7 protein-coding genes are annotated in these 14,000 nt (G+C 54.5%); 6 read left to right on the top strand and 1 reads right to left on the bottom strand.

What is annotated here, in order from left to right; genetic code table 11:
* Positions 1 to 261 precede the first annotated feature (261 nt).
* Positions 262 to 1,677, bottom strand: a complete 1,416-nt coding sequence (locus E5161_RS20830) for a flagellin N-terminal helical domain-containing protein (RefSeq protein ID WP_281279881.1) — start codon at positions 1,675 to 1,677, stop codon at positions 262 to 264.
* Positions 1,678 to 1,890: 213 nt separating this feature from the next.
* Between E5161_RS20830 and E5161_RS14370 the strand changes: the two genes are divergently transcribed.
* The 6 genes from E5161_RS14370 to E5161_RS14345 all read left to right on the top strand — a co-directional run bounded on the left by E5161_RS14370 (position 1,891) and on the right by E5161_RS14345 (position 13,875).
* On the top strand, positions 1,891 to 3,135 hold the full coding sequence (locus E5161_RS14370; RefSeq protein WP_136778532.1) for an MFS transporter: 1,245 nt from the start codon (positions 1,891 to 1,893) through the stop codon (positions 3,133 to 3,135).
* A gap of 186 nt (positions 3,136 to 3,321) precedes the next feature.
* Positions 3,322 to 6,330, top strand: coding sequence for an efflux RND transporter permease subunit (locus E5161_RS14365; protein ID WP_136778498.1), 3,009 nt, complete (start codon positions 3,322 to 3,324; stop codon positions 6,328 to 6,330).
* Between the two features lie 130 nt (positions 6,331 to 6,460).
* Positions 6,461 to 6,985: an RNA polymerase sigma factor gene (locus tag E5161_RS14360; protein ID WP_136778497.1), complete on the top strand. Its 525-nt coding sequence runs from the start codon at positions 6,461 to 6,463 to the stop codon at positions 6,983 to 6,985.
* The gene (locus E5161_RS14355; RefSeq protein ID WP_136778496.1) at positions 6,969 to 7,781 is read left to right on the top strand and encodes an anti-sigma factor; all 813 of its coding nucleotides are present in this window, start codon (positions 6,969 to 6,971) and stop codon (positions 7,779 to 7,781) included. Before E5161_RS14360 ends, E5161_RS14355 begins: the two co-directional genes overlap by 17 nt.
* 163 nt (positions 7,782 to 7,944) lie before the next feature.
* On the top strand, positions 7,945 to 9,720 hold the full coding sequence (locus E5161_RS14350) for a glycoside hydrolase family 2 protein (RefSeq protein WP_136778495.1): 1,776 nt from the start codon (positions 7,945 to 7,947) through the stop codon (positions 9,718 to 9,720).
* Between the two features lie 93 nt (positions 9,721 to 9,813).
* Positions 9,814 to 13,875 carry an Ig-like domain-containing protein gene (locus E5161_RS14345; RefSeq protein ID WP_136778494.1) on the top strand — a complete coding sequence of 1,354 codons (4,062 nt, stop codon included), beginning with the start codon at positions 9,814 to 9,816 and terminating at the stop codon, positions 13,873 to 13,875.
* Positions 13,876 to 14,000: the final 125 nt, after the last annotated feature.

Raw genomic sequence — 14,000 nt, 5'->3', positions numbered from 1 at the left:
ACTTCATTGTAGAGTGACCTCCATGATGATAGGTTTTTGGGGCAACGACCCCGTGTGCAACCCTATCTTACCGAGGCACTCTTTTTTATTCAAAGTCCGAATTAATCGCATTACAGGAATTCTTAACATCAAAATCGACATTAAACGTTAACAAAGCCTTTATAAAAAGAATGAGCAACACAAAGAGCTTTTCCCCCTCTGCATTGCCCATTGAACCATAAAATGTCTAACATTGTATTCAATTGCTTATTGTTATTGGCTTTATTGGACTTCCTCCACCTTTAATGTTACAGAGTAGAGGGCTTCTTCTTTTCGATTCAGGCTTTGCTGCACCCCCGGAAATTGTGTAGGAGGTGTCAAAAGCGTCTTGATATATTCACGATATAAATCCAGTGCGGAATGAACGGCGACCAGACTTGCCTGTTGAGCCATTTGACTTCGAACAAATGCGATGGACTCCCGGGCCATATCAGCGTCCATGATTTGAGAAACCGCACCCGTTTGATTGATAACCTGAGTATCCAAGAAGCTGTAATGCGAGGTTAATCGATTCTCGTAAGCTCCGTATTTGCTCCGTTCCCCGATTACTTTTGCAATGGCCCCGTCAATCAAGTCCAAAGCATGGGAATCGGTAATCTGCAAGTTGTGAATGCCCAACGACTGAGCGGTAACTTGAGAAAGCTCTATATCCATAAAATCACCGGGGTTCGCACCGATTTGCAGACGAACGGACTCTACAGTGCCAGGGGTTGCGGGTACGTCCGGAGTGCCCGGCGTACCCGGCGTTCCGGGGATGCCCGGGGTTGGAGGTCTTCCGGGAACCCGCACTTTTTCTTCAAAGTTTTGGGTTACCGAAACGTTGAGGTGATGATAGTTGCCCCATTTGGCCGCGGTTGAATTAAATTCTATCGTATAACGGCCTGGTGATAGACCGATAATAGAGTAGGAAGAGGTTGAAGGAAACTGGGTGAGCGTCGTGCTTCCTTGAACAGGGCGATTATCGGAATCCAATATCGTAACACTGAGATTCTTTTGTTTATCGGGTCCCCGTTTCGACGTACGTACAAATTCGGCAGACAGTTGAATCGTCGTCTCCAAATTCCGAACGTCCGCCCCTCCTGAAACCTCAAATTGGTATTGCGTAAGGTACCGTACATCGATGCTGCCGCCGGAGGTGGCGGATGACGGCCGCCATTCGTAGGTATCCGGTGTACCGGGATCCGCCGGAATGTCGGGTGTTCCCGGCGTGCCGGGCGTACCGGGTATGGCGGGTGTGCCCTCGGTACCGGTATTCAACAAAGCCCGTCCGTTAAAAGTTGTTTGCTTCGCGATGGAATGAAGGGAACGGATGAGCAAGCGAGCCTCGTCCTGTAATACGGATCTGTCCTGGGCAGTCAAAGCCCCATTGCCGGCTTGGATGGCGAGTTCTCTCATGCGGTGGAGATGATCCAGCATAGAAGACAGGGCGGAATCCGCAACCTGGGTAAGGGATACTCCATCCTGAACATTCCTTTGCGCCTGACGAAGCGCACGTATGTTGGCGTTCATTCGGATGGATACCGAGAACCCGGCGGCATCGTCCGCTGCCCTGTTGATCCGAAGTCCGGAACTCAGCCTTTGAATCGACTTGCTTTGATCCGCTTCGTGTCTATACCATTGATGAACGGAATAACGTATCGCATTGAAAGAAATAATGGCGGTTCACCCCCCTGCAAGACGAGCACTCGAGTGCTATTCTAGCAACCGGGGCGTAAAAAGTTTGTCAAAATAAGTAGAGGTACACACTTTAATTTTCGACAAAAATAGTTGCGGAAACGTAGACACGCGGTAAATTCTGTATGCTAGAATAGGCATGTTACATGAAAAGAAGGAGTGTTGGATTACTTGGCTATGCCACAAAAAGAAGGAAAAGCTCCAAGCGTTTTCGGCAACCGGTTTCTTCAGACGATTTTGCTGTCCAATATTTTGCTGCAAATCGGCATCTGGGTCCGGAATTTTGCCATTTTGCTTTTTGTTTCGGAAAAAACAAACCAAGATCCGTATGCCATCTCCTTGATCAGCGTCGCCGAATTCGCGCCGATTTTCGTATTCTCGTTTATCGGAGGCACTTTCGCCGATCGGTGGCGGCCGAAACGGACGATGATCTGGTGTGATTTGTTATCCGCGGTATCGGTTTTCGTGGTGCTGCTGATGATTCATTATGGATCCTGGCAGTCCGTCTACCTGGTCACGTTCATCTCTGCGGTATTGTCGCAGTTCTCGCAGCCTTCGGGCATGCGTTTGTTCAAGCAGCATGTGCCGGAAGAGCAGCTCCAGCAGGGGATGGCGATGTTCCAGTCGTTAATGGCGATCTTCATGGTGCTTGGACCGATGCTGGGGACATTCGCTTACAGCAGGTTCGGCTTGGAGACGTCAGTCGCCGTGATGGGCATCGCGTTCCTGCTGTCCGCGCTATCGCTGGTCCGCATACCCAAGGACAAGACGGAGCAGCGGACGGATGCGGCAAAGGGTGATTTTCGCAAGGAGTTCAAGGAAGGCTTCCATTATGTCTGGCAAAGTCCTGTACTTCGGTCGCTGGGGTTTGTTTTCATGCTGGCGGGACTAGCGGTTGGTCTGGCCCAAGCGCTCAACCTGTTCATTGTGACAGAAAGACTTGGCCAGCCGAAGGAATTTTTGCAATATATTCTCATGGTGAGCGGAGCCGCCATGCTGATCGGCGGCGGGATCGTAGCCGTATTTGCGAAGCGGGTTGCTCCGCAGGCGCTGCTTGCTATCGGTATGCTGGTGGGCGCCGTCTGTACCGTCGTGGTCGGGTATTCGACCAACGTGGCGCTAACGCTCGTCGTACAGTTCGTGAACGGACTCGTGTTCCCTTGCATCCACATCGGGATCAGCACGATGATTCTGAAATGGTCGAATGAATCCATCGTCGGCCGAGTGAATGGCGTGCTGAATCCGATGTTCATCGGCATGATGGTCGTCTCCATGTCGTTCGCCGGCGCGCTCAAAGCCGCTTACCCGCTCGTATCGATTTATACCGGATCCGGAGTCTTGTTCCTTCTTGGTGCATTGGTCATGCTTCCGATCATGAGCCAGAAGGCGCCGGAGACCGTCCAACCGGTCGCCGCCGAGTAACCTCTGACCACATCGTTTTCATTTCAAAGCGATCGCGTCCACACCATGGGATGCGGTCGCTTTTGCGTGGTGACCGCAAATCATTGCGCGGGAGGGTTCATCATTTGCGCTTCCTCTCTATCTCATCTGTCTTATGATGGCTTATGATAGAAACAACTCATTATAAAGAGAACGGGAGAGAACCCCATGCTGTCCGTAATCCGCTTTAGTATGCGCAATAGTATCGCCGTTTTCTTGATCATCGCCCTGCTCGTCGCAGGCGGCCTTTATTCGGTCAACAACATGAAAATGGAAAAATACCCCGACGTGGACATCCCCTACCTGCACATGAGGATCTTATATCCTGGCGCTTCGCCCGAGCAGGTCATGAACGATATCGGCAAGCCGCTGGAACAGGAACTGGCGAATGTCAAGGGCAAAGTCAACATGTACACCGGTGCGAATCCGAATGTGTTCTGGTCGACGCTCCAATTCAATATGTCGGTCGACATGGACGATGCGGAACAACGGATGAGAGACGCTGTCGCGAAACTCAAACTTCCCGACACGGCGGGCGAGCCGTCTTTCCAGAAGGAGAGGCTGGATGCGGAAGTCTATCAGCTGGCCGTCTACGGAGGCACCGACGAGCAGGTACAGCAGGTTGTTGACGAATCGATCGTACCCGCGATCCGGAATGTATCCGGCATAGACGAGATTAACATTTTGGGTGAATCGGAACGCAATCTTTACATTCGTTTGCGCCCGGACGCGCTCAAGGAGTACAAGCTGTCTTACGATCAAGTGAAGCAGCTGATCGCAGCCAATAACTTGTCCATTCCGATCGGCGATCTCCGCACGCCGGAACAGACGCTCCCTATCCGTGCCGGAAGTGCCTTCAAGTCGGCAGAGGATGTGAGCAACATTCCGCTTCTCATGCCGGCTTCCTCCTCCAATGCAATACTCAAGCTGGGGGATATCGCCGAAGTGGCCTATGAAGCTCCCGTCACCAGTTTTACCCGCATGAACGGAAAACCGGCATTGCTCCTCTCCGTCATTCCGAAGCCGGGTGAGGATGCCGTCTCCATCGCCAATCAGGTCAAGGATGAAGTGGCCGGCACACCGCTTCCGACAGGATTGAAATCCGAAGTGATGATCGACCGGTCCGTTGAAATCGAGCATTCCGTGAGCAGCATGCTGCGCGAGGTGATGCTCGGAGCGCTCATGGCCGTTGTGGTGACGCTGCTGTTTCTGCGAAATGTGAGAGCGACGATCATCGCGATCATCTCGATTCCGCTGTCGATGTTCGCTTCGTTTATGGTACTGCAGCGTCTCGGCTACACGCTGAATATGATGACGCTGGCCGGCATCGCCGTCGCCATCGGCCGGGTGGTGGACGATTCGATCGTCGTCATCGAGAACATTTTTCGGCGTATCCGCATGTCACAGGAAAGGGGCGCCAATCTCGTCGAGCAGGCGACACGCGAAGTGTCGTCCGCGATTACTTCCTCCACGCTGACGACCGTGGCGGTGTTCCTTCCGCTCGCCTTCGTGCCGGGGATCGTCGGTAAGTTCTTCGTTCCGTTGGCGTGGACGATCGTCATCTCTCTATTATTTTCGCTGCTTGTGGCCGTTTCCGTTGTGCCGTTGATGTCCCGGTTATCGCTTCTGCGCCTAAAGCATGTCGAGCCTCGCGAAAACCGGCTGCAGATAACGTACCGCGCTGCTTTGCACTGGTCGCTCGGCCATCGGTTGTCGACGCTGGGTCTGGCGGTCGTGCTGCTGCTGGGAAGTGCGGCACTCGTCCCGTCGCTCGGCTTCAACTTCCTGCCTTCCGAGCAGGTCAAAACCTACGATATCACCGTGAAAATGCCGGTCGGAACCGCATTATCCCAAACAGACGATGCGGCCAAGCAGATCGAGGCCATCCTGAAAAGCCGGTCTGAAGTCGCTCGTGTAGGCACTTATGTCAGCGGGGAAACTGCAAATCTCTCCTTTACCGTCAAAGACGACGTCTCGGATACGAATGCTTTGGCGAAACAATTACGGGAAAAGTTCAAGCAGGTCGCCGGTCCCCGGGAAGTGACGCTGGCGGGCGTAGGCGGCATCAATGTCGGCAACCGCCTGCAAATCACCGTCAACGGGCCGAACATCGGGAAAATCAAAGAAGCCGCGGGACAGATCACCGAGGCATTGAAAGGCGTCGAGGGTCTGGCCGACGTGCGGAATTCTGCGGAAGGCGAGAAGCCGGAAATTACGATCGAATTCGATAACGCCAAACTGGCGGCCCACGGCTTAACACCGGCGACGGTATCGTTGACTTTGCACAATATGGTCCAAGGAAGCAGGGTCTCCGAGGCACAGATTGAGGGCAAGACAACCGGTGTCATTTTATCGACCCTGATGGACAGTACGCCTTCACTCAGCGCTTTGGAGGAGCAAACGATTCCGACCCCTATGGGTACGGCTGTGAAGCTGAAAAATCTGGGCACGGTGAAGCAAGTGGTGAACCCGACCACGATCGCTCACTATAACCAAGCCGAGTACTTGCAAGTAAACGGCACCATCACGGAAACCAATTCGGGCAAAGTAACCGCCGATGCCGAGAAGGCGATGAATGCCCTGAAGCTGCCGGACGGTGTCACATGGCGATCTGAGGGAGCCTCGAAAGAAATGAACGACGGCTTTGTGAATATGGGCATTGCGCTGGCGCTCAGCGTGTTCCTCGTCTACATGGTCATGCTGCTCGCATTCGGCGAATGGAAGCTGCCGTTCGTCATTCTTGCCGCGATTCCTTTCTCCGTCATCGGCGCCCTTGCCGGATTGTACGCGGTCGGGGAGCCGGTAGGCATGCCTGCGATGATCGGCCTGCTGATGCTGAACGGAATCGTGGTCACCAACGCCATCGTCCTGCTCGAACGCGTGCGCTCGAATATGCGGCGCGGTCTCGACAAGCATGCTGCGTTAATGGAAGCCGGCGCAACGCGCGTACGCCCGATCCTCATGACGGCGATCGCCACAATCGGCGCCTTGCTGCCGCTGGCGCTGTCGACGGAAGCCGGCCTCGTGTCGCGGGCACTGGCGGTTGTCGTCATCGGAGGCCTTACGACTTCGACGTTCCTGACGCTGCTCATCGTGCCGGTGCTGTTCAGCCTGGTGACGCGCGGGAAGCGGAAGGGCGATATACCGACGGACTCCACTCTTTCCTCACCGGTATGACAAAGAGAGCCATCCTGCGTTTTTCAGCAGGGTGGCTTTTTTATAAGTTGAAAATTTCGCCGCCCGGTTGCAAACTTTTTTCAAAACGGTCAGGTAATATTTATAGAATGGCATAAACGAGGTGAGCCGGTTGGAGAGACAATGGATCGAACGCATTCTGCAGGGCGACCGCAGTGCGTTTCGAAACCTGTATGACGAGTATTTCGAGTACGCCGTGCGGACAGCCGTTATGGTGACCAAAAACCGCGAGTGGGCTCAGGATGCCGTCCAGGAAACGTTCCTGCGCGCATACCGCAATATTTGGCAATACGACAAAAGCAAACCTTTCAAGCCTTGGTTTTATACGATTCTTCTTCGCGAATGCTACCGGGTCATGGAACGGGAGAAGAAGGTCGTTCCGTTCGGAGAGCAACTCGACCAAATTGCCGTGGAGCCCAAGCTTCCGGATGTTTCGGTAGATCTCTACGCGGCGCTCCAGTCGCTGGATGACTTGTACCGGATTCCTCTGATATTGAAGTATTTGCACGATTACAGCGAGAGAGAAATCGCCGAGATGCTGGATGTGAACGTGAATACGTTAAAATCGCGCCTGCTCAAAGGCCGGGAGAAATTGAAAAAAGGTCTGGGAGGGGAACCGTATGGAACGGAAGCTTAAGGAACGGATGCTGGATGAGAGCCGGTTCGACCCCGGGCTCAAGGAGGCAATGTGGGAACGCATCGAAGCGCAACTGGATATCGAAAGCCCGGCCGCGTCTCGCTCAAGAACGCATGCCAAACGTACACAGAGGAGCCGAAAAACGATGAGAAGAATTAAGATTTCCACCGGGCTTGCCGCCGCTGTGATCGCCGGAGCTGTATTTTTGACGATGCCGGCCGGCACGGCGTTCATGAAAGACGTGAGATCCTGGTTCGCCCCTGAGAAGAAAGTGGAAGTCAACATCGAAGGGGAGAAGGAACAGACGAACCAAAAACTTCATGAGAGCGGAAAAACGAATGGAGAGCAAACGCCGGGCAATTCCGAGACGAGCAAGGAAACGAGCCGTTATGTCATCTATTACGATCAAGAACGGTATAAACTGGAGCAGCAAGGCGGTAAAGACGTCATTACGACCACAACGCCTCTGCCGGACAAGTACCCTGAAGTATCGTTTACGATCGAACAGCGCCCGGGAATTCAGCCGGCAGATGCTGCCGCCGATCTGGAGAAGCAATTGGCCGCAGGCTACGCCGAGGTCCGCAAGGCGGAGCAAGTGACCGAACCCATTGCGGGATACCGAATCTATGCGCAGGACGGCAAGGACTGGAACAGCAAAGTAATGGTCGTTTATGTGGTGGACAACGGAAAGCAGGGCAGCTTCGTGCTGACGGAAAAATATTTCCTTGAAGCGTCTGAAGGCCACGGGTCGAGATTCGATCAGATGCTGAAAGAGTTCAAGGTATTAAGCGAGTAACGGAACGGACCATGGAGCATGCCTCCATGGTCTTTTTTTTATTGGGTGGGATGAGGTGGTCAAATCTTTTTCAAAAAGGTAAAATCCGTTGCTTTCTATTTCAATCGCAGTAAGGTGAAATAAAGTTATACGGCCAACTATTGCATCGGGGGGAACGGCAAGCATGAAACAGGCAGACAATTATGTGGATTCCATTCATAACGAATCCTATGAAACTCCTTATTTGTCAAAGAAAATCACGAACGAGAGCATGATATACGACAGGGGACGGCTTAAAGAATCCCTCAACGGCAACTGGAGCTTCGGTATCGATCAATACGACACTTGTTTGCGGGCCAGATGGTTCGAAGAGAAGTATCAAGATGATGAAGGCCTGTACAATCCGATGGATTTCAGCTTTGACGAATGGGAGAAAATACGCGTCCCTTCGTCCTGGAACACCCAGAAGGAGAAGTATTTGCTCTACGAAGGAAGCGCCGTGTATACCCGTACTTTTCTGTATATCGCCAAAGGCGAGGAACGGGTATTCCTGAAATTCGGGGCAGTCCAATACGATGCCAAAGTTTTTCTGAACAAAGAATACCTGGGCTGCCACAAAGGCGGTTCTACGCCGTTTTACATCGAAGTGACGGGCTTGCTGCAGGAGCATAACCGCATTCTGGTTGTCGCCAACAACACGCGCAAACGCGAGAATGTGCCGTGCGAAAATACGGATTGGTTCAATTATGGCGGTATTTATCGGGATGTGGAGCTGATCCGGCTGCCGGGGACGTTCGTCAAGGATTTCTCGATCGGCCTCATTCCGGGCAGCGGCTTCTCCAAAATACGGGTTGAAGTGGAAGTGGAAGGCTCCGGCCGGGACGGAAGCGCAACGCTGGAGATTCCGGAGCTGGGCCTCCGGGAGGCACTCCAAATCAAGGACGGAAAAGGATCTGTCACTTTGGACGCCCGTCCGGAGCTTTGGAGTCCGGAAAGCCCAAAGCTGTATGAGGTTACTTTAACGTATGGCGCAGACGAAATCCGCGAGAAAATCGGCCTCCGGGAAATTCAGGTGGAAGGCCAGGACATTTTGCTGAATGGACGGCGGATTTTCCTGAAGGGCATCAGCGCGCACGAGGAAAGCGTGAAGAACGGGAAAGCCGTAACGGATGCCGAAATCATCGAGAACTTTAAGCTCGCTAAAGAAATGAACTGCAATTACATGCGTCTGGCGCATTATCCGCATACGGAGCGTGCGGCCCAAATTGCCGACGAGATGGGGATTCTGCTTTGGGAGGAAATTCCCGTTTATTGGGCCATCGCTTTTGAAAACGCGGAAACGTACCGCGACGCGGAAAATCAACTGACGGAGCTGATCCGCAGAGATCGTAACCGCGCGAGCGTCATCGTATGGTCGGTCGGCAACGAGAATGCCGACACGGAAGCGCGCCTGAAATTCATGAGCTCGCTCGCCCGCAAGGCCAAGGAGCTCGACCCGACCCGCCTCGTATCCGCAGCCTGTATGCTGGATCATGTCAATCACGTGATCAACGACCGGCTCGCGGACGACTTGGACGTGATCGGCGCCAATCAGTATTACGGCTGGTACCAGACCGATTTCGACAACCTGGTGAAGCTGTTTGAGAACAGCAAGCCGGAGAAGCCGGTGATCATCACGGAGTTCGGCGCCGACGCCAAAGCCGGTCACCGCGGCACGGTCGACGAGAAAGGGACAGAGGATTGTCAGCTTGATATTTACCGCAAGCAAGTGGAGGTGTTGGGGCGCATTTCGTACGTGAAAGGGACGAGCCCCTGGATTCTGTACGATTTCCGCTGCCCGCGGAGGCTGCATCCGGTGACGCAAAACTACTACAACACGAAAGGGCTTTTGAACGAGGATAAGACGTACAAAAAGCCGGCTTTCTATGTCATGCAGCAGTTTTACAGAGATCGGGAATAAGCGTTATTTAAAATTCTCTGCCGCCGGATCATCGGCGGCAGATTCATCCGATAAATTGAAAACGCTTGCAAAATAAAGATAAGAGGTGGGAAAATGAGGTTAAGAAAAAGTTTTTCTGCACTGTTGGCGGTGGTAATGGTGATCAGTCTGTTCACGGTTTTTCCCGGCAGGTCGGGCGCGGCCGAAGCCAGCGGCGCCGATTCGACGACCGGGCATGCGGAGCCTGCCGCGGCGGCTTCTTCGACGCAGCCCGACTTCGGCCCGAACGTCTACGTATTCGATCCTTCGACGCCGGCGGCCGACATTCAAAGCATCAGCGATGGAATATTCCGCAAGCAGGAAACCAACCAATTCGGCACCGAGCGGTATGCGCTGCTGTTCAAGCCGGGTGTTTACAATGCGAATATCCGGTTAGGCTTCTATACGCACGTGGCCGGACTCGGACAAATGCCCGACGACGTCACGATCAACGGAGGCGTCACGGTGGACGCCAACTGGATGGCGAACCACAACGCCACCCAGAACTTCTGGCGGTCGACGGAAAATTTGGCCGTCATCCCGACAGGCGGCGATTTGAAATATGCTGTATCTCAGGCGGCTTCCATGAGAAGGCTGCACATCAAAGGCAGCGTGTCCCTGCACGATCAGGGAGGCTGGGCCAGCGGCGGCTTCCTGGCGGATTCCCTGGTTGACGGAAAGGTGATACCCGGCTCGCAGCAGCAATGGCTCTCCCGAAACAGCAAGTGGGGGGAATGGAGCGGCGGCGTTTGGAACATGACGTTCGTCGGAACCGAGAATGCGCCAGTCGATAACTGGCCCGCGAACCCCATGACGGTTATCCCCCAAGCGCCCGTCATACGGGAGAAGCCTTTCCTGACCGTTGACCAGTCGGGGCAGTATCAAGTGTTCGTTCCGGACGTCCGGCAGAATGCGCAGGGGACTTCCTGGGCCAACGGCCCCGCGGCGGGAAAATCAATTCCCATCGATCAATTTTATATCGCGAACACGACGAATTTCGATGTAGACAGCATCAATGCAGCGCTGAAGCAAGGAAAACACCTGCTTCTTTCGCCAGGCGTATACCACATCAGCAAGCCGATCGAAGTGACGAACCCGGATACGGTCGTTCTCGGCCTCGGCCTGGCTACCCTTCACGCGGACGGCGGTACCGTGGCGATGAAGGTCGCGGATGTCGACGGGGTCAAAATTGCGGGCCTTCTGTTCGAGGCCGGACAAGACAGCTCTCCCGTCCTGCTGGAAGTCGGACCCAAAGGCAGCTTGAACGATCATTCGGGCAATCCGATTTCGCTGCATGACCTGTACTTCCGGGTAGGCGGGGATGCGCTCGCCAAGGCGGAAGTGTGTATCGAGATTAACAGCAACCATGTCATTGGAGATCATTTCTGGGTATGGCGCGCGGACCACGGCACGGGAGCCGCCTGGAATTCGAATATCACGAAGAACGGCATGATCGTGAACGGAAACGATGTGACCATTTACGGACTTTTCGTCGAACATTTTCATGAATACCAGACCGTCTGGAACGGCGACCGCGGCCGGATGTACTTCTATCAGACGGAGATCCCGTACGACGTACCGGATCAGGATAGCTGGATGAGCAGCGACGGCACCGTGAACGGGTTTGCTTCGTACAAGGTGGCGGATTCGGTCACTTCGCACGAGGCGTACGGGCTGGGTGTGTACTCGTTCTTCCGGGATGCAGACGTGAAGCTGGAACGGGGGATTGAGATTCCCGACCGGGAAGGCGTTAAAGTCCACCATGCGACGACCGTTTATTTAAGCGGCATGGGAGAGATCACGCACATTGTCAACGCAGCGGGTAATGCGGTGAGAAAGGGAAGCATGAGGGCAACGCTCACCGATTACATCCCCCGGACAACCGCGGGCATCGAAGAAGTGAACGCTGCCACCTATGCGGGGAAAGCCCCGGTTCTGCCGGTGGCCGTAAAGCAATTATTCACCGACTCCACCGCCAAGCTTGCATCCGTGACTTGGGATCCGATCGATCCTTCCCGTTATGCGGCGGAAGGAAACTTTGACGCCGAAGGAACGGTGGACGGCAGTCCGGTCAAAGCGGTTGCGCACGTTACCGTGTACGCCGCGCCGAAAGTTCCGGTCACCGGCATTACGGTGAAAGGAGCCGGCGGATCGTCGGCCATTACGACCAAAGGCGGTACGCTGCAGATGTCTGCTGACATTACGCCGGCGGACGCGGACAATCAAACGGTGACCTGGCGCGTAGTCAGCCCGTACGGTACGCCAACGGATAAAGCGACGATCAGCCCGGACGGTCTGCTCACCGCGGTGAACAACGGTACGGTGAGAGTGATCGCAGCCGCAGGCGACCATAGCGGCGTGACGGGCGAAGCCACAATCTCCATCAGCGGCCAGATCGCCAAAGTAACGTCCATTTCCGTAACTGCAGCGGGCAATGCTTCGTCTATCCTGACGAAAGGCGGCACGCTGCAAATGTCTGCGGACGTAACGCCGGCGAACGCCGATGATTCGTCGGTTACCTGGTCTGTAGTCAACGCGGACGGTTCCTCCACGGATAAAGCGGCGATCAGCGCGGGAGGTTTGCTGACGGCCAAGAAGGACGGGGCCGTGCGGGTTATCGCCGCCGCGAATGACGGCTCGGGCGTTAAGGGCAGCCGGGAAATCGTCATCTATGGCCAGAAGGTCATTCTGGCCGATGGCTGGTCCTGGGTAAGGGAAAGCCAAGGGGATTGGGCGACCGATCCGCAGGACGCCGGAGTCATGAAACTGACGACGATCGAAGGAAGCTGGGGCGGTTCGAAGCCGAGCAATATTCTTCTCCGAAATCCGGGTACAACCGGCGATTTCTCGATTACCACGAAGCTGAAATTCGATGCCTCCATGGGCTTCGAATGGGCGGGATTGATCGTGTATCAGGACGACGGCAACTTTATCACGCTGGGAAGACAGGCGAACGGCAACAATCCGGGCGCCGCGAAACAAATCCGGTTCTCGCAAGGAAAAAGCAGCCCGAGTCTCGTACAAACGGATAAAAATTACGCCGATCCAGTCACACCGGCAGATATTTATTTGAAAATCGAAAAAACTGGCACGGTTTACAAAGGGTACTACAGCGCCGACGGAGTCACCTGGACCCAAGTGGCGGATACGTTCAATATCACGCTGAACAATCCGAAAGTCGGTATCTTCGTCCGCAAGCTGAATACGGCGATTCCGCAAAAAACTGCCGTATTTTCGAACTTTGCGTTGAACGGCGCCGTGATCCCGTTCTGGAATCCTGTGACAACAGTGACGGTTGCCGGAGAAGGCGGAGCAACTTCCATCACGGCCAAGGGCGGCACTTTGCAAATGTCGGCGGATGTGCTGCCGGCTATCGCACCTAATAAAAGCGTGCTCTGGTCGGTCGTGAACTCCGACGGCACGGTCACCGACAAAGCCTCGATCACAGGCGGCGGATTGCTGACCGCGGTGAAGAACGGTGAGGTTAAGGTGCTGGCTGCCGCTCTTGACGGCTCCGGCACGACGGGAAGTGCCCTCGTGAAGATCAGCGGTCAAGTTCAGGTGAATTCCATCACCGTTGCCGGCGCAGGCGGTGCGACGTCGATCGTTAAGAAAGACGGCACGCTTCAGATGATCGTGGACGTGATGCCTGCGGATGCGGATGACCGTACGGTAACATGGGCCGTTTACAACCCGGACGGAACGGAGACCGATAAAGCGACGATCAGCCAAGACGGTTTGCTGACCGCTTTGAGTGACGGACAAGTGATGGTCGTAGCGGCTGCGCGGGACGGTTCCGGCGTATCTGGCAGCGCGCTGATCGACATCAGCGGCCAAAATATTCCGGTCGCCTCCATCGTGGTAACCGCCGAAGGCGGAGCGGACAAAATCCGGACGAAAGGCGGCACGCTGCAAATGTTGGCCAAGATTTTGCCGGCTGACGCCCGAAATCTTTCGGTGATCTGGTCCGTAACCGATCCGGACGGCTCACCGACCGATAAGGCCGAGATCAGCTCCACAGGCTTGCTGAAGGCGCTTAAGAACGGCGCGGTAATGGTGACGGCCACTGCGGCCGATGGATCCGGCGTCAAAGGCCAATTCAAAGTCGTCCTCAACGGACAGCAAGGCAAAGACTGATTTTCGCCGAAAAAGCCGGGGATTCCCCCCCGGCTTTTTCTGTTTTACCATGCGGAAAAGTAAAAATATTTTCAAATCGGTCATTTTCATCTCTTATGCGGTTTCCGGATTTTCTTTACGATAGG

Origin of the sequence: Cohnella pontilimi, assembly GCF_005049045.1 — a bacterium.
Lineage (GTDB): Bacteria > Bacillota > Bacilli > Paenibacillales > Paenibacillaceae > Cohnella > Cohnella pontilimi.
The sequence above is the reverse complement of the archived record's forward strand: the minus strand, read 5'-3'. Positions and strand labels throughout refer to the sequence as shown.